Origin of the sequence: Planococcus antarcticus DSM 14505 (assembly GCF_001687565.2) — a bacterium.
Classification (GTDB): domain Bacteria; phylum Bacillota; class Bacilli; order Bacillales_A; family Planococcaceae; genus Planococcus; species Planococcus antarcticus.
In genome coordinates this window covers 1,406,648-1,428,714 of sequence record NZ_CP016534.2, presented here as the reverse complement: position 1 = coordinate 1,428,714, position 22,067 = coordinate 1,406,648, and the positions used below count along the sequence as shown (strand labels likewise).

The following is a 22,067-nucleotide window of genomic DNA, read 5'->3' as shown; positions in this document are numbered from 1 at the left end:
TTATTCGTAATTACCGGATAAGATATCCGCATAGGGTGAATCCGACGGTAGAATAATCACCGTGTCCTCGCCAATCGTTTTCTTATAGGATTCAAGCGAACGGTAGAGTTCATAGAATTCCGCATCTTTCGAGAACGACTCGTTATAAATTTTAGCAGCTTCCGATTCCCCTTCCGCCTGGATCAATGCAGCTTCCTTGCGGGCAGTGGCAATTACTTCCTGTGCTTCACGGTCAGCCTGCGCTTCCATTTCACGTTTTTTTGCATCTCCCTGGGACAGGTAATCCTGAGCCGTGGATTCACGTTCGGAAATCATCCGCGTATAGACGGATTGTTCATTTTCCTCCGGCAAATCCGTGCGCTTTATGCGGACATCCAGCACCTGGATGCCGTATTGGTCTTTCTCCAGTAATTCATTGACTTTCGCCGTGACATTATCGTTCAAGCTGCCGCGGGATGAATTTTCATCATTGATGATTTCATCGTAATTCAATTGTCCCAGCTCTGTCCGAACGACGGAATAAATGAACTCTTCCATCCGTGATTCAGCATTGACGATGGTCCCTGCATTCGAAATGAGATTTAACGGATTTACTACATGCCAGACGGCGTAATTGTCAATGATGATGCGTTTCTTATCTTTTGTGTTGATTTCCGCTTCTGAAACATCGTAGGTCATTTGGTAATTTGGCAAAGTCATGACACTTTGGATGAACGGAATCTTCATCTTAATGCCCGGCTCTTCCTGGATTTTTACCACTTCGCCGAATTGGCGGACGACGCGGTATTCATTTTCTTTTACAACATACACATTCGTCAGGACGATAAGCAAAAGAACAAATGCCACAACTAGACCCACAATCAGTTTCCAGTATTTCTTGAAATCGATGGGATCTCTCGGTTCTTTGTTCTTTTTTGGTCTTTCGTAAGGGTTGAATTTCTTCACTTCGTCTAAGGGTTTATTCGGTTCCATTAGTTGCTTCCCCCTTCTTCTCCTGCTGTTTCTTCTGCTTCAGCTGCTGGTGGGACGGCTGTTTGTAAACCATCCAACGGCAGGTATTTCATTGTGCCGCCTTCATCATTCATGATGTATAATTTGGCGTTCGGCAGGACCGATTCCAAAGTTTCCATGATGATCCGCTGTTTGGTGACTTCTGGATTAGCTTCGTATTCCACATACAACTTATCGAATAACGCGACGTCTCCTGTTGCTTGCTGGACTCGTGACACTTTCTGACCCTCTGCACGCGAATTGATCGCCGCTTTTTCTCCTAAAGCTTCGTTGCGCTTTTGGTTTTCGTATTTTTTGGCTTCATTGATTTTTGTGTTCATTGTTTCCCGGGCATCTGTTACATTCGTAAATGCCGCGCGCACTTCTTCGTTCGGCAGCTCCACATCCTGCAGCTTGACAGCTAGAACCGTGATGCCGATATCGTATTTTTCAATCAACGAGGCAAGCAAATCACGCGTCTCGGCTTCAATTTCCGCTTTCCCGGAAGTCAATGCATCGTCAATTAACGAGTTACCGATAATTGAGCGGATGGAAGCTGATGTTGCGTCGTGCAGAATGTCTTGAGGGGCTTCTGCATTGAATAAGTATTTTTTGGGGTCAGTGATTTTCCACTGGACCACCAGATCTGTCAAAACGATATTTTCATCTCCAGTAATCATCTTGGTTTCCTTATCAAATGCCACAATCTCGCCTTCTTCGTTCTGGTTATAGCCAAATTGCAGACTATAGGTTTCTTTCGACAGGATTTCTGCTTTTTGGATTGGCCAAGGCATCTTAAAGTGCAATCCGGCTTCGGTAATGGTTTCATTGGCTACACCAAATGTGATGATGACTGCTTGTTCAGATTCATCTACTGTATACCAAGAAGTAAAAACTGCGATGAGCAGAAAGATTCCAGCAATAGATAATCCAATCACCGCCAACATTTTTTTCGTTGTCATGGTACGTCCCCCTTTTCCTTGTTACCCAGTATACGGAATAATAGTGAAATAGTTTCATAAAAAAAGAAAAAGAGCCCGGGGAAGGGACTCTTTTTCAAATCATGCGGTTGAAGGGGGTTCTATTAAACCTTACCACCCAATTATGAAGCTGGTGTTGAGCTCCTGTAAATTTACCATTGATTTTTTTTATACTTCTTGTAATAATTCACTTGGCGCGCCAACAGATAAAACTTTCGTTTCAGGTGCTTATCTTGTTTGTAGAATAACGGGTTGCCGTATTGCCCCTTCTTAATCAAGCGCTTAATGTCTTTAAGCACAGCTTTATTAGCGACAAAGTTACGCAAGACAGCTTTTGGTACAACAGTGAACAGGAAATCTTCATTTAAATACGTAACAGGCTTATCAATCTGATAAATTAAATCATCGACAAAATACTCAGCCATATTATGACCAAGGGCAGTGACATAGTAGCTTGAGCGGCCTTGTCGAATATTCACTTCAAACACTTTGAACTTATTGTCGCGTGCATCGTATTTCAAATCAAAGTTTGCAAACCCATTGTAGCCAACTGCTTCTAGAAAGTTCTGTAGTTTGACCATCATATCTTTGTCAAAACGAGTGATCAGTGCCGTATAGTTTCCAATTGCCGTCACTGTGTGTTCTTGCAAGACAACCTGTGCAAACGTCACTAATTGTGTTTTTCCTTTTGAATTGGCATAGATGACCGAATCCCACATAAAGGTATCGTCTCCCGGAATATAATCCTGGATGATTAATTCGTCGCGGTAGCCGCCTGCCTTGATTTGCTGGATTACTTTGAACATCTCTTTCGGACTTTCGACCTTATAAACTTTCTGCTGTCCTTCAAACTTGTTTCTGCTGTATTCGATGCCGTTGCTTGGCTTGATGATGACCGGGAACATCATCTCTTCCTCGAATGGCGCTGCCGAATTGCAGTCATAGAAGAAAGTTGTCGGCGTTTCGATACCGTGTACTTTACAAAGCTGATAGAAATTCGCTTTAACCTGCAACTGGTTCATCAAATTTTCATTGATATAATTGAAGACGTAATGCTCACGAAGAATTTTAGCGTTTTCAATAATCAGGCGTACATAAAGATCGTTTGTACCAATCAGCAAAAGGGTCTTGCCTGGAGCCCTGTACTTGTGGGCGATATCGATCAGTATATCTGCAAATTGGGAATCGTCAGCCAGACCGGAGCGCAACTCAATAGTTTCAGTAATCGTGCTCAATGAAGTAAATGATAAATGTTCTTTACCGACTAAAATCGGTTTGATGCCATATGCTTCGTGAAAAGAAATGGCCATGTTGTAAGCGTTCATGTCTGTGCCGATTATAATTGGCAAAAATGGGTGTTTGGTTTCCATACTTTCCTCCTAAATTAACTAGCCAAAGGCAAATAGATGGTGAATGTGGTGCCGACACCAACTGCACTATCGACTTCCACTTTTCCATGATGCGCTTCGATTAAGTGTTTAACAATGGAAAGTCCAAGGCCGGTGCCGCCTGAATTCCGGCTTCGGGCCCGGTCGACACGGTAAAAACGTTCAAATAACCGGCCGATTTCCGAGCTTTCAATCCCGATTCCCTGGTCCTCCACTTGAACGATGGCTTGATCGTCTTTGACAGAGAGCCGGATCGTAATTTCTGTATGGTTCCCTGAATATGTAACAGCATTAATCAGGAGATTCATCATCACCTGGATTAGACGGTTGGAATCACCATAAACTGTCACGGGTTTAACTTCCAGCTTCAACCCAATGGATTTCTCATTGATCTTTGGTTGTATCATTTCTACTGCCCTTTTAATGACAGCTTTCATATCTGTTGGCTGCGCATTCACTTCAAAGCCACTTTGTTCCACATTTGATAAATCGAGAAGATCGTTTATGAGCATTTCCAACCGATTACTTTCCGCATGAACAATTTCCAAAAACGATAATAAGGTCTCAGTATCCTTGTATGCGCCATCAAGCAGGGTTTCCGAAAACCCTTTAATGGACGTTACCGGGGTCCGAAGCTCATGGGAAACATTGGCAACGAAATCTTTGCGGATCTGCTCCAGCCTTTTCAGTTCTGTAATGTCGTGAAACACAATGACAATTCCCAACCAGCGCTGATGTTCTCCAATAACAGGTGCACCGTAGACGTTAAGGTTCTTCAATTTCACTCCTGATATAAATTCAATCTGAGCCCTGGAATGCGTTTCCGTCATGAAGACATTTTCAATGAAATCCTCCAGTTCATAAGGAACTCGGATTTCTTTATAAAATTTCCCCAATGTATTTTCAGTGGATAATTCAAATTCATCTAAAAAGGGTTTATTGACAAGAGAAACGGCTCCTTGCCTGTCGATCATGATCAACGCACTGCCCATGTTCTCGATCAACGTCTTTAGCCGCTCTTGTTCCAGGACACGCACCGCTGTGATTTCCTGCAGATTCCGGGCCAGAACATTAATGGTCCGGCTCAATCCAACGCTACCAAGAGCATTGGATTCCGATGCACGCGCCCGGTAATTTCCTTTGACCAATTCCATAGCCGTTTCTGTGGCATTTTCAATCGGTTTGATGTTCACTTCAATAATTCGTCTGCCCACAATCGCTGAAAATAACATAGCAACTGCAAAGGCTAGAAATAAAATCAGCCAAATTCCTGGTTTATTTTCGGCATTCTCATAGATCGGCAAAAGCTGAAGCACAACGATGAACAACCCTGAAAGCATCATTCCGATCCACACCAGCAGGGTGACCAGCAGACGATGCCGAAAAGATTTCATGAGCTTTTTGGCTCTTCAAATTTATAGCCCAGTCCCCGAATTGTTTTAATGAAAGTCGGTTTTCGGCTATTTTCTTCGATCTTATCGCGCAAATGGCTAATGTGGACATCGACAATCCGCGTATCCCCTGCAAAATCATATTTCCAAACCGCGCTCAGCAGCTGATCTCGCGTTAATACCCGATTTTTATTTTCCATTAAATATACTAAAAGCTCAAATTCCTTCGGTGTAAACTCCAACTGCTCTTTATTGAGAAAAACTTCAAATCGATCGGGATAGACATCCAATTTACCGAGGGAAATTGGCGCCGAAGAATCCTGCTGCGCAGCCGGGACATTACTAGACCTTCTCAACACTGCTTTAATGCGCGCTACCACTTCTCTTGGGCTGAAGGGTTTGGTCATGTAATCGTCCGCTCCCAGTTCCAGCCCCAGCACCTTATCAAACTCATCGCCTTTGGCTGTCAACATGATTATGGGTGTATTAATTTTTTGCTGGCGCAGTGATTTACAGACTTCTACTCCGTCCATTGACGGCAGCATAAGATCCAGTACAATCAGCGATGGGTTTTCACTCAAAGCCAAATCATAACCAAGTTTGCCATCATTTGCAACAACGGTCTCAAAACCCGCCTGGACAAGATTATAGGACAATAAAGTCGCAATTGAGTGTTCATCTTCGATTATTAATATTTTTTTCAGCATTTTACATCCTCCATACTCAGTTTGAAACCCCCATCTCAAACCGCGTCAGAAATTATCTATTGCACGAATCGTTCATTATTCCACAATTCTCGGTGGATTAGCTGTGATTTGTCCTTGTACTGCGATTTCACCATTTTCATCGACTCCTTCAACTTGGACGATTACTTCATTATGATCGATATTCACTTCAACGACCTCCAATAAAAAGTCGATGGTTGCGTAATGGTGGATAGGCTTTAAGAACTTCAGCTGCTGGCCTGTAATATAAGAACCGGGACCCGGTACGTATTTGGACACCGCAGAAGTAAGAATGCCCGTCAACATGATATTCGGCACCACTGGTTTTCCAAAAGTAGTTTGCGCCGCAAAATCGTGTTGAATATACAGCGGATTGCTGTCATTGGTCAAACCCAGATAGAGAAGCAGATCTTTGTCTTCAATCTTTTCTGTCAGCTTTAGTTTCTCGCCGATTTTGATTTCTTCTACTTTCCGGCCTAATTCCCGCTTTTTCCCAAGCAACAAACAACATCCCTCCATTTTCTTGATACTCCTATAGTATCAATTTAGTCAATGAAAGTGCAAGCGCCTTAGGTAGCAGGAAAACAGATCTTACCCACGATACTAAAAAACGGACAGGGATAATCCCCTGTCCGTCGCCCCTATAGATTAAGCCAATACTTTCATAACAGCTTTCACCGAATCTGCTGATTGGTTCAATAACCCTTTTTCTTCTTCGTTCAAGTCAATTTCAATAATCTTTTCGATACCACCAGCACCCAATATGGTCGGTACACCCAGGTAGATGCCATCTAAACCATACTCGCCTTCTAAATAGGCGATCGACGGTAAAATACGGCGCTGATCTTTGATGATTGCTTCAGCCATTTCGACTATTGAAGCTGCTGGCGCGTAATAAGCCGAACCGTTCCCCAAAAGGTTGACGATTTCCGCTCCTCCTTTGCGCGTTCGTGCCACAATTTCAGCCAAACGCTCTTTGGAAATCAAAGTCTCTAACGGAATGCCGCCCGCATATGAATAGCGCACGAGCGGTACCATATCATCACCATGCCCCCCCAATACGAATCCGGTGACATCTTTGACCGAGACATCCAATTCTTCTGCTACAAATGTGCGGAAACGAGCAGAGTCCAATACACCGGATTGTCCGATCACGCGTTCTTTCGGGAACCCGGATGCCTGAAAGACGGTATAAGTCATCGCATCAACCGGATTGGTTAAAACGATGATTGTCGTTTCCGGAGAGTATTTCACAATATCAGCTGTAACAGCTTTCATGACCTTCTGATTGGTTTGAACCAAATCGTCACGGCTCATGCCCGGCTTTCGTGCAATTCCTGCAGTAATAATGACTAAATCTGAGTCTTTGGTGTCTTCGTAATTTGATGTTCCTAAAACACGAGCATCAAACCCGAGAACAGGCGCTGCTTCTGCCATATCCAAAGCTTTGCCTTTTGCCGGATTTTCCATCGGCGGAATATCCACTAATACGACATCTCCCAATTCTTTTTGAGCCAATAAGAAAGCCGTCGTAGCACCTGTAAACCCAGAACCGATTACTGAAATCTTTTTACGTTTGAATGTCATGAAATATCTCTCCTTTTAGTAGATGATTTTCATCAATTTAGTAGCATACTGATATTGCGCAAAACAACTCCGCTTTCCCGCGGGCGTGAACCGAACTAACTCGTCCTCAACGCCCGAGTGAATTTCGGCACTACGCTATCCCGCGGGAGTCTCCTTTGTTGTGCTCCATATCTGTTCAGTGACATTAATTAATAAACACTTTTATAGATACTTAAGACTTACCCAGAAACGAAATCTTCGTTTCTTAATTACCTCCACACATCTAAGAAGAAAGAACAGAAGGCGCCGACTCCCGCGGAATAGCGAGAGCCAAGACCCTGCAAGAGCGTAGCGACGAAGCGGCTTGGCGCTTGCCCGCAGGAAAGCGTCCTCCTGGCGCGATTTCTTCACCCTACTCTACTAAACAACATAAAAATCGGTATTCTACTAATAAATAATACAAAAAAGGAGGGAAAATCCCTCCCTCTTTTTTACGCTTATAGGTTTTTGATCAATTCATCAGCAAACTCAGAGCATTTCACTTCTGTCGCACCGTCCATTAGACGTGCAAAGTCGTAAGTTACAACTTTAGAAGCAATTGTTTTCTCCATAGAATTTATGATCATTGTAGCAGCTTCTCCCCACCCAAGGTGCTCAAGCATCAATACGCCTGAAAGGATGAGAGACGAAGGGTTTACTTTATCCAGGCCAGCATATTTAGGTGCTGTTCCGTGAGTTGCCTCGAAAATCGCATGTCCAGTATCGTAATTGATGTTCGCTCCGGGAGCGATACCAATTCCGCCTACTTGAGCAGCCAACGCATCAGAGATGTAATCTCCGTTTAAGTTCATTGTTGCAACAACATCGAACTCGCTTGGACGTGTAAGAATTTGTTGTAGAAAGATGTCAGCAATTGAGTCTTTAACAAGAATTTTGCCTGCAGCAAGTGCTTCTTCTTGTGCTTTGTTCGCAGCATCTGTCCCTTTTTCATCTTTAATTGCATCGTATTCGTTCCAGGTAAATACTTTCTCGCCGAATTCTTGCTCAGCCACTTCATAGCCCCAGTTTTTGAAAGCTCCTTCAGTGAATTTCATAATGTTTCCTTTATGAACAAGCGTTAATGATTCACGGCCTTCAGTGATTGCATAGTTGATTGCAGCGCGAACTAAACGTTTTGTTCCCTCTTCTGAAATCGGTTTGATGCCGATACCTGAAGACTCAGGGAAACGAATGTTTTTAACGCCCATTTCGTCTTGTAGGAATGAAATTAATTTTTTCACTTCATCTGAACCTTTAGCGTACTCGATACCTGCGTAGATATCTTCTGTGTTTTCACGGAAAATAACCATGTCTGTGTCTTCAGGACGTTTGACCGGTGAAGGTACGCCTTCAAAGTAGCGAACTGGACGTAAGCAAGTGTAAAGATCCAATTCTTGACGAAGTGCAACGTTCAATGAACGGATACCGCCGCCGATCGGTGTAGTCAAAGGACCTTTAATAGCGATCAAGTAGTCACGGATTACATCAAGAGTTTCTTCAGGAAGCCATTCGCCCGTTTGGTCAAATGCTTTTTGTCCTGCAAGAACTTCTTTCCAGACAATTGATTTTTCGCCGTTATAAGCTTTTGTTACGGCTTCTTCTAAAACGCGCGAAGCTGCATGCCAAATATCCGGTCCTGTTCCGTCACCGATAATGTAAGGAATTACTGCGTTGTTTGGTACGTTCAAGACACCGTTTTCTACTGAAATTTTTTCGCCGTTAGTCATGTATAATTTCCTCCTGTGGTCAAAGTCATAGGGCTGCACAGAGTGCAAGCCCTATGAGTTATATTTTTAATAGTAATAATTACGAAAGGCTATTTTATCTTTCTTCAACCGGTACATACGTTTGCATGCCAGGTCCGATGTATTCCGCGCGTGGGCGGATCAAGCGGTTGTCCGAGTACTGCTCCAAAATATGAGCCAGCCAGCCGGATGTGCGGGATACCGCAAAAATCGGCGTGAACAGATCATGTTCGATGTTCAGGCTATGGTAGACCGACGCCGAGTAAAAATCTACATTCGGCGGCAGGTTTTTCTGGCCGGAAACGATGTCATCGATTTTTACGGACATCTCGTACCATTTCTCTTCGCCGCGGATCTTCGTCAATTTCTGAGACATGTCACGCAAATGCTTCGCGCGTGGGTCGCCTTTACGATAGACACGGTGTCCGAAGCCCATGATTTTTTCTTTGTTTTCCAGTTTGTCATTGATGACTTTTTCGACGTTATCGACCGAGCCGATTTCTGTCAACATTTTCATCACTTGTTCGTTTGCGCCGCCGTGAAGTGGACCTTTTAAGGCGCCGATTGCAGCGGTTACACCTGAATAAACGTCAGACAGTGTCGCAACTGCCACACGTGCCGTGAACGTTGATGCGTTCAACTCGTGGTCGGCGTGAAGAACCAACGCTTTGTTAAACGCTTCTTCTTCAATGGCTTCTGGCAATTCACCAGACAACATGTACAGGAAGTTTGCGGCAAAGCTTAAGTCCATTTTGGGGGCAACGGGTTCTTGTCCGTTGCGGATGCGGCCGAAAGCGGTCACCAATGTCGAGATTTTCGCTTGGATTTTGATCGCTTTGCGGTAATTCGCTTCTGGTTCCATGACTTCGGCTTCTTCGTCAAACAAGCCGAGCATCGAAACTGCTGTACGAAGCGCGGCCATCGGGTGGACATGCTTGATGTCGTACGTTTTGAAATGGTCCAGCACGGCTTGAGGAACCGCCATGTTGTCTGCCAATTGCTGCTTGAGTTCCGCCAATTCGTCTGCCTTCGGCAAGCGCTGATGCCACAGCAGGTAAATCACTTCTTCAAAGCTGGCGTTGACAGCCAGGTCATCAATATCGTAGCCGACGTATGTAAGTGTGTCATCAATGATCGAGCTGATGGCGGATTGGGTTGCTACTACACCTTCTAAACCTTTTGACGATGTCATATAAATCGCTCCTTCTTTAGTCTAATTCATCATTCCAAAAAAAAATGCAGAATGATGTCTCATCTGCGTTTATGAACTTCTGTTTTTATTTCCTTACTTAGCCATTATAATCAACTTTGTAGAATTTGTGAATGGAAACGCTTATAGAAATTAAATTTCCTTGGAAAATCGATGGAAATACCCGGCATTATCCAACGATAACCCGGGTGTTTTTCATCTTTTTATGGATCATTCGATAAATGAATGGCTTATACATTTTCTGAGTCGGGCTGAAAAGCATAGTAAAACCGATTGCATCGGAGATAAATCCAGGTGTTAGCAGCAAAATGCCCCCTACCAGAATGAATGCCGCATTCAACAATTGATCTCCAGGAGCTTGAAAACTGTTCATTCCCGCTTGAATGTCTTTTAATGCTTTCATGCCTTGTTTTTTGGCGAGAAAAGCGCCTAGCAAGCCCGTCGCCACAATAATTGCCATCGTAGCGAAAAACCCAAGCTTGCCCCCTGCCCAAATTAGCAGAGCCAATTCAAGAGACGGTACAATAATTAAGGCCAAGAAAATCCATTTCATCATTTTGACCAGCCTCCTTGTTGAATTTTACAGAACACTTGCATGGCCGTGGTAAACGATGCCTGATTCTGCGTCCATTGTAATATCGTAATTTGTTTTAATAAGAGAGGTTGCTTCTTCGACACCAACGATAACCGGAATCCCAAGACTCAAACCGACCACTGCTGCATGACTCGTCAATCCGCCTTCTTCAGTGATGATTCCTGCGCATTTATTGATGGCTGGCATCATGTCACGATCTGTTCCAATCGTTACAATGATTTTGCCCTGAGTATCGATTGCTAATGCTTCTTCTGCATTTCTAACAACTACAGCTTCGGCAAAAGCAACTGTCTTGCCGATTCCTTGACCTTTTGCCAAAATATCGCCAATAACATGAACTTTCATTAAGTTAGTCGTACCCGCTTGTCCTACTGGAACACCTGCTGTTATGACGACAAGGTCGCCATGTTTAACATAGCCGTGCTTCAAGCTTTCATCAACTGCATTTTCTAACAATTCATCTGTCGAGTGGACTGAAGTACCAATAATTGGCTGAACTCCCCATACTAAAGATAATTTACGCGCTGGACGTTCCGAAGATGTCACAGCGATAATTGGTGCTCCCGGGCGATACTTAGAAATCATTTTAGCCGTTGTGCCACTTTCAGTTGGTGCGATAATGGCACGAACTTTTAAGTTCAAAGCTGTATAAGCCACTGCTTGGCCAATTGCCTCTGTCATATTCGATTCTTTTTCTTTTCTTCTATTTGAAACAATTTGCTTATAGTTTAACGCAGATTCCGTCGTTTCGGCGATGCGGTGCATCGTTTCGACTGATTCGACAGGATAAATGCCCGCAGCTGTTTCACCTGACAGCATAATAGCATCTGTGCCGTCAAAAATTGCGTTAGCGACGTCACTTGCTTCTGCGCGTGTCGGGCGCGGATTGCGTTGCATAGAATCTAGCATTTGTGTAGCTGTGATAACCGGTTTACCTGCACTATTACATTTCTCGATTAACGATTTTTGAACCAATGGGACTTCTTCAGCTGGAATTTCTACACCTAAATCTCCACGTGCCACCATCAAACCATCAGAAACCATAATGATTTCATCGATGTTGTCGACACCTTCTTGGTTTTCAATTTTCGGGATGATTTGAATATGCGAGCCGTTGTTTTTTTCAAGCAAGCCACGAATTTCCATTACATCTGAACTTCTTCTAACAAATGAAGCCGCAACAAAATCGACGTTTTGTTCGATGCCGAATAAAATATCTTGTGCATCTTTTTCCGTGATACCAGGCAATTGAACCGAAACGCCTGGAACGTTAACACCTTTTTTACTTTTTAATGTCCCAGCATTTTCAACCGAAGTACGAATAATGCCATTTTCCGTATCAAGACTTTCGACGCGTAATTCGATTAAACCATCATCCAAAAGAATGATTGATCCTACCTCAACATCTTCAATTAATTGTTCGTAAGTAATTGAAAATCGCTCAGCAGTACCCAATACTTCAATCATGGAAACCTCGATTTTCTGACCTGTTACTAATTCAATTGAATCGTTCTCCATTTGGTGGGTACGAATTTCAGGACCTTTTGTATCCAACAAAATACCAACAATTTTGCCAGCTTTATCAGCCGCTTCGCGGATCCGTTTAATGCGCAAAGCATGTTCTTCATGGTTTCCGTGTGAAAAATTCAAGCGGGCGACGTTCATTCCCGCTTTGATTAAGCGATCTAGCAGTTCAGGTGATTCACTTGCAGGTCCGATTGTGCAGACAATTTTCGTTTTTCTCAATAAACTCACTCCATTTACCGTTTTAAATTGCTAACTCTTTAGATAAGGTATACAAACTCATATCCGCATTGTGCGTAGCAGTGAATGCTTCTGTCATATCATAGTCTACCACCTGATGATTTTTCATGCCAATAGCTCGCCCTCCGCCACCATTCAGTAAAACTTCTACTGCGCGTGCGCCAAACAAACTGCCCAGGACGCGGTCACGTGCTGTTGGAGATCCGCCACGCTGAATATGGCCAAGTACAGAAACACGCGTTTCGATATCCGCTTTTTCTTTGATCAAGTCGGCCAATTCATTGCCGCCCATAACCCCTTCCGCTACGATAATGATGCTGTGGCGCTTGCCACGGTCGCGGCCTTTTTGCAGACGGACGATCATCTCATCAATATCATAAGTCTCTTCAGGGATCAGAATGGTTTCTGCTCCACCGGCAAGACCTGCCCATAGCGCTAAATCACCAGCATCGCGACCCATCACTTCCACGATGAAAGTCCGTTCATGACTTGTCGCCGTGTCGCGGATCTTATCAATCGCTTCAATGACCGTGTTCAGCGCCGTATCGAATCCGATGGTGTAATCAGTTCCTGGAATATCATTGTCAATGGTCCCTGGCACGCCAATACATGGAAAGCCTTTTTCAGTCAAAGCCATCGCTCCGCGGTATGAACCATCTCCACCGATAACGACTAGTCCTTCGAGACCTTGTTTTTTCATTTGTTCAATCGCTTTTAACTGTCCTTCGTTAGTGCGGAACTCTTCGCAACGCGCAGAATATAGCTTGGTGCCTCCACGCTGGATAATGTCGCCAACATCCCCTGCTTCTAGTGTTTTGATGGTTCCTTCGATCAGTCCTTGGTATCCGGAATAAACACCCGCCACTTCGATGCCATGAAAAATCCCTTTACGGACAACCGCTCGGATAGCGGCGTTCATGCCCGGCGAATCTCCTCCACTTGTCAATACTCCAATTTTCTTCATAATAACCCTCCTGCAGTCCATTTACTCTGTTCACCTTACCACGCCACGGCGCTACTGTCAGTCTTGAAAAGCCCCAAAGCATGTTAAGATTTCATTGATTTTTCTTGATTGTTACATTAGGAAAGCCCGGTTCTTTTTCTTTTATCGAAAATAAAAAACCGCTTAGGCGGTTTTTCTTCATTCACTGAATACACCGATTGATTTGAACTTCCGGTAACGCTGATCAACCAACTCTTCACCAGACATGTCATTCAATTCCTCCAACGAGCGTCGGATTGCTTCTGAAATGATTGAAGCCTGCTTCTGCGGATCGTGATGCGCACCACCGCGCACTTCTGGAATCATGTGTTCAATTATTTTCATTTCTAATAGATCCGGTGCAGTGATTTTCATCGCTTCGGCAGCTGTTTGTGCTAGAGCCGAGTCTTTCCATAGTATAGAAGCCGCTCCTTCGGGAGAGATAACCGAAAATGTCGAGTTCTCCAGCATCAAAATATGATTGCCGACACCCAGTGCAAGTGCTCCTCCGCTTCCACCTTCACCAATGACAATGGATAGTACCGGCACTTCAAGTCCAGCCATTTCTACTAGATTACGTGCGATCGCTTCGCTTTGTCCGCGTTCCTCCGCTGCTTTGCCTGGATAGGCGCCTTTCGTATCAATCAGGCAAATGATCGGACGTTTGAACTTTTCCGCCTGTTTCATCAATCGCAATGCTTTCCGGTAGCCTTCCGGATGTGGCATTCCAAAATTTCGTCTGACGTTTTCTTTCGTGTCCTTGCCGCGTTGATGCCCAATAATTGTAACCGGCTGGCCATGAAAAGACGCAATTCCACTGACGATTGCTGCATCGTCGCCGTACAATCGATCTCCGTGCAATTCAATAAAATCGTTGAAAATCAACGGGATATAGTCGAGAGTGGTCGGACGTTCAGGATGGCGTGCCACTTGGACGCGGTCCCAAGGCTTCATGTTTTCATATATTTCTTCTTCAAGTTTAGAGAACCGGTCTTCCAGAGATTTGATCTCTGAACTCAAATCGACTTCAGTGTTTGTAGTATAATCCTTCAGCTCGGAAATTTTTGTTCGCAGCTGGATAAGAGGCTCCTCAAAAGGCATTGATTTTTTTCCGTTTTTCTTAGCCATTTGCGACAACCCCTTTCGTATGGAGACGCACGATGGTCGCCAAAGTATTTTGCATTTTGGCACGGTGAACGACTGCATCCAATTGCCCATGGTCCAGCAAAAATTCAGCCGTCTGGAAATCTTCCGGCAGCTTTTCTCGAACTGTCTGTTCAATGACCCGCCGTCCCGCAAAACCGATTAAGGCTTTTGGCTCAGCGATATTGATGTCTCCTACTGAAGCGAAACTTGCCGATACCCCGCCCGTTGTTGGATGTGTCAGAACAGATACAAACAATAAACCTTCATTGCTGTGACGCTTTAACGCGACGCTGGTTTTAGCCATTTGCATCAAAGACAAAACCCCTTCTTGCATGCGCGCCCCGCCGCTTGCTGTAAAGATAATGAATGGCAATTTGCGGTCTGTAGCCGCTTCAATAGCTCGCGTAATCTTCTCGCCTACAACTGAACCCATCGAACCCATTCGGAAATGCGAATCCATCACGGCCAAAACGATGTTCTGACCCAATAATTTACCCGAACCTGTCAACACTGCTTCGTTCAAACCGGTTTTTTCGCTGTCCGCTTGAACTTTTTCTGAATAACCTGGGAAACCGAGTGGATTTTCTGATTTTAAATGATCATCCATCGACTCGAAGCTGCCTTCATCTAGTAAACCTTTTATGCGTTCATGAGCGGTCATTTTGAAGTGATGGTCACATTTCGGGCAAACTTTATTGTTTTTCTCCAAATCCTTCGTCAACGTGATTTCTTTACAGTTAGGACATTTGGTCATCAACCCCTCTGGTACATCTTTTGCAGATTTAGAAGGGATGGTTGCTTCTTTGCCGTCTTTGTTGCGCTTAAAAATATCACGAATAATTGCCATTGCGTATTCTCTCCTTTTGTAGCCACTCACTCCAAGCTTTGAACTCGCGAATGGCTGTATCTGCGTCTTGCCGCTCGATTGCGGTCAATATATCGTTCATGCGGTCTATTTCTTCTGAAGAGACGGTTCCATCGTATGGATTTCCGCTGTATTGTTTTAATAAAAACCAAATTTTCAATGACAGTCGGTTGCCCGACAACACCATCAGTTCACGCACAAAATCTTCTCGCTGAAAACTCTCACCTGTTAAGCGTAAACGGAAACTGTCCCAGATCTTCATTTGACTGGCTGCTTCATTTTGGCAAATCGCCTGAATCGCTGCCATTTCATGAAGCTGGCGCGTTTGCCAGACATCCTCATGCGATTGATTGTCTTGCAAGACAAAAGTTGACAGAACTTCAACTAATTTATGGTTTCTGTAATCAGACAAAAATGTACCTTCTCCTCTGCGTGTCTCGATCAATCCCAACAATTCCAAACTACGCAGCGCTTCCCGTAAAGTTGAGCGACCAACTTGCATAGTTTCGGCCAGTTCCCTTTCAGATGGAATGCGGTCGCCTGGCTTAATTTTTTCTTGGCGAATCATATCACGAATGTCCCGTACTATATCTAAATATCGTTTCGATTGATTCATGACGGTTCCTCAGTTCCCATTTTTTTGAAAGTGGTCTGGCCACTTATATCCTCTACCTTACAAAAAAAACAGTGCTACGTAAAGAAAAAACTGCTTTTCTTTGAGAAAAGCAGTCAAGTTTCTATAGTTTTACAGATAATAGCCGTTTTTTGATTACGATTTTCGACCAGACCCTGAATTTCGAGGATTGCCTGGGGTTCCAGAAGAAGGTTGTATTTGGCATACTCAACCGGAAATAACGTCACAGAAGTCGGACCCGTCTCATCCACCAAAGTCACAAATGCCATGGCATCTCCTTTTTTCGTTCGGATCCGTTTGACATCCTCCACCATTCCTAATACCTTCACCAATTCCCGGTCACGCTTCGTTTTTAATGATTTCAGTTCAGCGTAAGATTTCTGGCGGTCTTCTTTCTCACGTTCAATCGGATGCTTAGACAAATAAAACCCAAGAACTTCTTTTTCATAATCGAGTTTCAGGGTTTCGGGCATGTCCGTGGCCTTGGTGTATTTCGGCTTCATGAAACTTGATCCCATGTCATCAAACAATCCAGGGTCCTCAGTCGGCTTAACCAATTCCGCGTGCTTGATGGCACTCTCCAGTGAAGCCAATAAAACACCGCGATCATAGCCGAACTCATCAAGAGCACCCGCTTTGATCAGCGGCTCAAAAGATTTCCGGGTAAAATGCAAAGCCGAAATGCGTTCAGCGATATTGAATAAGCTGCTGAACGGTCCTTCTTCTCTGGCAGCAAGCATTGCCTTAATCGCTGTTCCTGGAATCCCTTTGACCACATTCAAACCGACCCGTATTTGGCCGCCTTCTACAGAAAACGAATGGCGGCTTTTTTGAACAGACGGCGGCAGCAACGGAATTTTCTTTTCTTTGATTTCCTGCATCAATTGTTTGGTCTTATCAGCATTGCCGGCACTATTGGTCAACAAGCCGGTATAGAAATAGACCGCATAATGTGTTTTCATATAGCTCAATTGGTAGGAAATCATACTGTAAGCAACAGCATGGCTTTTCGGAAAGCCATAATCGGCGAAACGGACGATCAAATCATAAACTTCCGACGCTTCCGCTTCGGTAAATCCTTTCACTTTTGCTCCTTGGGTAAAATGTGCGCGTTCTTCGTCCAGAATCTCACGCTTTTTCTTACTAACTGCACGACGCAACAAGTCGGCCTCACCAAGAGAAAAACCTGCCATTTTTGCTGCAATGTGCATAATCTGCTCTTGATAGACGATAACGCCATATGTTTCGCTCAAAATTGGTTCAAGGATCGGATGGACGTATTGTACAGCTTCCTGCCCATGCTTCCGTCTGGCATACAGCGGAATAAATTCCATCGGGCCTGGACGGAACAATGCATTAACAGCGACAATATCGCCAAAAGCTGTCGGTTTGATTTGCTGGAGCGCACGGCGCATGCCATCAGACTCTAACTGGAAGACACCGGTCGTGTCACCCAATGCCAATAATTTATAAGTTTCAGCATCTCCCAGCGGAATGCTCCGATAATCGATCCGTTTTTTAGTATCCCAATAAATCAGGCTGCGGATCTGTTCTAGAATTGTTAAATTGCGCAATCCGAGAAAATCCATTTTCAACAAGCCGATTGCTTCTAGTTCCTGCATGGGCCACTGCGTTAAATAAATTTCTTCATGGCCTTTTTCAATCGGCACATGGTCAACAAGTGGAGTCGGGCTTAAAATCACACCTGCCGCATGGGTAGAGGCATGACGCGGCAGTCCTTCCAATTTCAAAGCCGTCTTGAACCAAGATTTGCGTTCTTCACGTTCTACGATCCATTCATTCAATGCTGGCGACTCTTTCAGTGCTGACCGCAATGTTGTGCCTGGACGGTTCGGAATCATTTTCGAAATAGCTTCAAGTTCTTCCGCTTCAAAGCCGAATACACGGGCGGTATCGCGTGCGACAGCTTTGGCCGATAAAGTGCCGAACGTGATAATTTGCGCCGTGCGGACCGCACCGTATTTTTTCGCCACGTAGTCTACTACTTCATGACGTCTGTGGTCAGCAAAATCGATATCGATATCCGGCAGTGTGATCCGCTCCGGATTCAAAAAGCGCTCAAACAGCAAGCCGTGCTCAATAGGGTCCACGTCGGTGATCTTCAACGAGTAGGCCACGAGCGAACTGGCTGAAGAACCGCGGCCAGGACCTGTCATAATGCCTTGATCTCTAGCATATTTCATGAAATCCGCGACAATCAGGAAATAATCGATAAAGCCCATTGACCCGATAACGGACAGCTCATAATCCAGCCTTTCCTGGTAGTTTTCTGAAAAACCAGGTGCTCGCTCTGTCAACCCGGCTTTGCACAGCTCCGCAATAAAAGAAACTTTATCAGTTTCTTCAGCTAATGGAAACACTGGAAGCAGCTGTCGATTCATAGCAATTGTTACTTGGCAGCTTTCTAGCAGGTCGGCCGTGCGCTGGAGCCACTCAGGGTAATCGGCAAACCAGGACTCGAATTCTGTTCGGCTCGGAACGTAAGCAAAAAGATGCTCTGGCTTTTGTCTTTCCGGATCATTTATCTTCAGTCCTTGTCCGATAGCTGATGCCACTTCGTAGGCGAATGCATCTTGCTGGTGCAAATATCTACTTTCGTGTGATGCGATGATCGATAGCTTCATGTTTTCGCAGAGCTCGACAAATGATGGCTCTTTCTCGGATTTAATTCCGCCTGGTCGTTCAATACTACCGAATGCCGCAGTGCCAAAAAGTTCCTTTACGTATTGCAACACAGAACTTCGGTCTGTCAACATCCATTCAATTTTGTTCGGTATAACGCAGACCAAGCCTTCCCGGTATGCTTTCAGCCATTGCTCAGGTATGGATTTTTTATCTCTTGTCGACAAGGCGCTGGAAATCTTCAGGAGGTTGCTATAGCCTTTATTCGACTGTGCATATAAAACGACCGGATAATGCTGTTCTTCATGCTCGATAAATGCCGAAAGGCCGACCACCCCATGGATGCCGGCACGGCGGCACGCTTCCCAAAACGGAAGAATGCCATATAGTTTGGTGTTGACGATTGCAGCTGAAACGGCTCCTTGTTCCTTCAAATATGGGAAAAGTTGTTCAAGGCGCACCGTACTTTTCAGCAAATCAGCCGATGTGCTTATATGCGGATAAACCATTGACAACAGACTCCTCCCTAGTTTGCAGCAGCACAGATTTCAGCAAGGCGTTGGATCACCCGATCAGCTTCCTGCCATGAATAGGCTGTTGCACCAGAAGCCATCGGGTGGCCTCCACCTCCAAATTCTTTCGCTAACGTATTGATGACCGGTCCTTTAGAACGCAGGCGTACCCGAATTTCAGTATCTTCTTCAATTAGAATAACCCAGGCTTTCATGTCTTTAACATTGCCGAGCGAACCGACCAGCAAAGAAGTGTCTGTCGCCGTAACATCAAATTCCTTCAGAATAGCCTTGGTGATTTTGACATGGGCCGCACCATTTTCATCCATTTTAAAATTCTGGTACATATATCCTTGTAAATGCAGTAATTTGCGGTCCATTTCATACATACCATTATGCAAGGCATTGCGGTCAAAATCATATTTGATGAGTTCGCCTGCAATCGCGAAGGTCTTTTGAGTTGTACTTGGGAATAAGAAGCGTCCGGTATCTCCAATAATCCCCGCATACAGTAACCGGGCAGCTTTTGCGGACAAAGTCCAGCCTTCGTGCTGATGTCCATGTGTAAATAACTCGTAAACCAATTCCGAGGCCGAGCTTGCCGTCGTATCAACGGCTACAATATCACCATAGGCATCGTCATTCGGATGATGATCGATTTTGATAAGCTTTGCGCCCATTTTATAGCGCTGATCATCCACACGCTCCGTATTAGCGGTATCCGTCACGATTACCAATGCACCTTCAAAATCCTGGTCTTTTACAACATCGGGAAAATCCAAAAAATCCATCGTGTAATCATGTGTGCCTGTAGCCAAAATACGCTTGTCCGGATAATTTTGCTCCAACAAGTATTTCAAGCCGAGCTGAGAGCCGTATGCATCTGGATCCGGCCGTACATGCCGATGAATAATAATCGTGCTGTATTGCTTAATTGTGTCGATGATTTGACTGTTCATTTCTGAGTTCCTCCGTTTATAAGGAAATCCATTCGCAATTTTGCTCAGTTCTCAGTACAATGATAATGAGTTTTGGAATTCAGGAGGTCCCTATGTTAATATTCGTTATTTTAATCATTGTATCATTTGTTTTTTATTTTTATAATAAAACAAAGCAATTCCGTACACGCACAGTTCTGCCAATCAGAAAGAAATGGTATGCTGCACGTGCATCCGTAGCTTTGGGAAGTTTTGTTACGTTTTTTGGCATCAACCAGCTGTTCGTATTCCAGAGCACAATCACGTATATCGTTTCAGCCGTTTTCATCGTACTTGGACTAGCTCTTGTTTATTACAATTACAAAGCGTCCCGGCATTACCACGCATTCCTTGAGGAAGAAGCAGACTTAAACCCTTAAGTGAGGGCTTCATCCGATAGAATGTTCAGGCGACAGGCACACTCGATTAGGAGTGTGCCTGTCGCCTTTTTTCGGCCCGATATGAGGACGAATTTATCGATCCAATAATTGGAATGTCAACATCGCCTTTCCGACGATTTCCTGGTCGAGCGTTACTTCAACTTCCACTTTGGCGGATTTTCGGCTGATGTCCAGAATATTGGGTCTGACAAATACCAACGCGTCCAGCTGAACCGGCTTCAGAAAGTATATTGAAATATTTTCCAGCACACTGTCTTTCCGATTTCTCGTTTTAAGAGCCGCTCCCGCCGCTTCGGTGAGGATCATCGTATACGCACCATGGGAAATCGATCCATACGCATTGGTCATTTGCGGTGTAACACGAAATTCCAAAATCAATTTATCGTTCGACTGCTGATGAAGCTGATTTTTGATGATGTCATCTATTGTTTCCCCTTGTTGTGGCTGACGTTGGGCAGTTTGTATCGCTTTTAATACATCCTGCCTGCTGATAACGCCTTTCAGTTTGCCATGGTCATCAGCTACCGGCAATAGATCGATGCCTTCCCAGATCATGCGATGTCCTGCAGCCGCAACGCTTGTCTGCATGGAAACCGTAATTGGATCTTTGGTCATCACTTTCTCCACTAATTCTGTCGACGAATGACCGATGACATCCCGCGATGTGATAATGCCCACCAATTTATTGGAATAGTCAACCACCGGAAAGCCGCCATGTGTCGTTTCTTCATTTAGCTCATGATAGCGACTGATCGGCTCTTTAAGCGTTAAATATGCCGTCACTTCCAATGGAATCAAAATATCTTCTATCAATAGAATTTCTTTTTTAATCAATTGATCGTAAATCGCACGGTTGATCATCGTAGCTACCGTGAAGGTATCGTAGCTGGTCGATATGACCGGAAGCTCGAATTCATCGGCCAATTTCTTCACTTCTTCGGATGCTTCAAATCCACCCGTAACCAGCACCGCTGCTCCTGCAAGGAGAGCATATTCATGCGCTTTATAACGATTACCAACAATCAATAAATTACCCGCTTCGGTATAACGCATCATGTCTTCTAGCTGCATCGCCCCGATAACGAATTTGTTCAGAGATTTATGCAATCCAGCTCTGCCGCCCAGTACTTGTCCATCAACAATATTGACGATTTCAGCATAGGTCAACCGCTCGATATTTTCTTTCTTTTTGCGCTCAATGCGGATGGTTCCGACACGTTCAATTGTCGATACCAAGCGGTTCGTCTCCGCTTCTTTAATGGCCCGGTATGCGGTCCCTTCACTTACCTGCAAATCCTTTGCAATACGCCGCACTGAAATTTTTTCTCCCACGGCCAAGGTCTCAATATAATCTAATATCTGTTCATGTTTAGTCGCCATGATTTCACCCATTCTTTCTACATTCCTTTACCTCATAGTGTAGCATAAGTGCATGAAAAGTGGAGACGGGCGTTCTGGTCCGACAGGCATAAGACGCCCCGGCGAAGTGGCGCTTTTTGCCACACAGCTGGGGT

Annotated in this window: 19 protein-coding genes; 1 reads left to right on the top strand and 18 read right to left on the bottom strand. The window is 44.5% G+C overall.

Annotated elements, in window-relative coordinates; genetic code table 11:
- The 17 genes from hflC to BBH88_RS07080 form a co-directional block, all read right to left on the bottom strand.
- Positions 1-972 carry a protease modulator HflC gene (gene hflC, locus BBH88_RS07160; protein ID WP_006831142.1) on the bottom strand — a complete coding sequence of 324 codons (972 nt, stop codon included), beginning with the start codon at positions 970-972 and terminating at the stop codon, positions 1-3.
- Positions 972-1,952, bottom strand: coding sequence for an FtsH protease activity modulator HflK (gene hflK / locus BBH88_RS07155; protein ID WP_006831143.1), 981 nt, complete (start codon positions 1,950-1,952; stop codon positions 972-974). Before hflK ends, hflC begins: the two co-directional genes overlap by 1 nt.
- Positions 1,953-2,122: 170 nt before the next feature.
- On the bottom strand, positions 2,123-3,340 hold the full coding sequence (locus BBH88_RS07150; RefSeq protein WP_006831144.1) for a carboxylate--amine ligase: 1,218 nt from the start codon (positions 3,338-3,340) through the stop codon (positions 2,123-2,125).
- A gap of 14 nt (positions 3,341-3,354) precedes the next feature.
- Entirely contained in the window at positions 3,355-4,752 is a 1,398-nt protein-coding gene (pnpS, locus tag BBH88_RS07145; RefSeq protein ID WP_006831145.1) for a two-component system histidine kinase PnpS, read from the bottom strand.
- Entirely contained in the window at positions 4,749-5,456 is a 708-nt protein-coding gene (locus tag BBH88_RS07140; protein ID WP_006831146.1) for a response regulator transcription factor, read from the bottom strand. Before BBH88_RS07140 ends, pnpS begins: the two co-directional genes overlap by 4 nt.
- Before the next feature lie 75 nt (positions 5,457-5,531).
- Complete coding sequence (locus BBH88_RS07135) at positions 5,532-5,978, bottom strand: MaoC family dehydratase (protein ID WP_006831147.1); 447 nt, start codon at positions 5,976-5,978, stop codon at positions 5,532-5,534.
- A 144-nt stretch (positions 5,979-6,122) separates the two neighbouring features.
- Positions 6,123-7,061: a malate dehydrogenase gene (gene mdh, locus BBH88_RS07130; RefSeq protein WP_006831148.1), complete on the bottom strand. Its 939-nt coding sequence runs from the start codon at positions 7,059-7,061 to the stop codon at positions 6,123-6,125.
- A 476-nt stretch (positions 7,062-7,537) separates the two neighbouring features.
- Entirely contained in the window at positions 7,538-8,806 is a 1,269-nt protein-coding gene (gene icd / locus BBH88_RS07125; protein WP_065537055.1) for an NADP-dependent isocitrate dehydrogenase, read from the bottom strand.
- A 94-nt stretch (positions 8,807-8,900) separates the two neighbouring features.
- Complete coding sequence (citZ, locus tag BBH88_RS07120; protein ID WP_065537056.1) at positions 8,901-10,016, bottom strand: citrate synthase; 1,116 nt, start codon at positions 10,014-10,016, stop codon at positions 8,901-8,903.
- 187 nt (positions 10,017-10,203) lie between these two features.
- Complete coding sequence (locus BBH88_RS07115; protein ID WP_006830031.1) at positions 10,204-10,590, bottom strand: FxsA family protein; 387 nt, start codon at positions 10,588-10,590, stop codon at positions 10,204-10,206.
- Between the two features lie 24 nt (positions 10,591-10,614).
- Positions 10,615-12,375: a pyruvate kinase gene (pyk, locus tag BBH88_RS07110; RefSeq protein ID WP_006830030.1), complete on the bottom strand. Its 1,761-nt coding sequence runs from the start codon at positions 12,373-12,375 to the stop codon at positions 10,615-10,617.
- Between the two features lie 22 nt (positions 12,376-12,397).
- Positions 12,398-13,357 (bottom strand): 6-phosphofructokinase, encoded by a 960-nt coding sequence (gene pfkA / locus BBH88_RS07105; protein ID WP_006830029.1) that lies wholly within the window; start codon positions 13,355-13,357, stop codon positions 12,398-12,400.
- Positions 13,358-13,534: 177 nt separating this feature from the next.
- A complete protein-coding gene (accA, locus tag BBH88_RS07100) occupies positions 13,535-14,503 on the bottom strand; it encodes an acetyl-CoA carboxylase carboxyl transferase subunit alpha (RefSeq protein ID WP_006830028.1) in 969 nt (322 codons plus the stop codon).
- The gene (gene accD, locus BBH88_RS07095; protein WP_006830027.1) at positions 14,496-15,368 is read right to left on the bottom strand and encodes an acetyl-CoA carboxylase, carboxyltransferase subunit beta; all 873 of its coding nucleotides are present in this window, start codon (positions 15,366-15,368) and stop codon (positions 14,496-14,498) included. Before accD ends, accA begins: the two co-directional genes overlap by 8 nt.
- A complete protein-coding gene (locus BBH88_RS07090) occupies positions 15,352-16,002 on the bottom strand; it encodes a FadR/GntR family transcriptional regulator (RefSeq protein WP_040852379.1) in 651 nt (216 codons plus the stop codon). Before BBH88_RS07090 ends, accD begins: the two co-directional genes overlap by 17 nt.
- A 113-nt stretch (positions 16,003-16,115) precedes the next feature.
- Positions 16,116-19,172 carry a DNA polymerase III subunit alpha gene (gene dnaE / locus BBH88_RS07085; RefSeq protein ID WP_006830025.1) on the bottom strand — a complete coding sequence of 1,019 codons (3,057 nt, stop codon included), beginning with the start codon at positions 19,170-19,172 and terminating at the stop codon, positions 16,116-16,118.
- A 17-nt stretch (positions 19,173-19,189) separates the two neighbouring features.
- A complete protein-coding gene (locus BBH88_RS07080; RefSeq protein WP_006830024.1) occupies positions 19,190-20,134 on the bottom strand; it encodes a DHH family phosphoesterase in 945 nt (314 codons plus the stop codon).
- A gap of 92 nt (positions 20,135-20,226) precedes the next feature.
- Here BBH88_RS07080 and BBH88_RS07075 point away from each other — a divergent pair, with 92 nt between their 5' ends.
- A complete protein-coding gene (locus BBH88_RS07075) occupies positions 20,227-20,532 on the top strand; it encodes a YtpI family protein (protein WP_006830023.1) in 306 nt (101 codons plus the stop codon).
- A 93-nt stretch (positions 20,533-20,625) separates the two neighbouring features.
- Here the strand turns inward: BBH88_RS07075 and BBH88_RS07070 are convergent, their stop codons facing one another.
- Positions 20,626-21,933 carry a DRTGG domain-containing protein gene (locus BBH88_RS07070; protein WP_006830022.1) on the bottom strand — a complete coding sequence of 436 codons (1,308 nt, stop codon included), beginning with the start codon at positions 21,931-21,933 and terminating at the stop codon, positions 20,626-20,628.
- Positions 21,934-22,067: the final 134 nt, after the last annotated feature.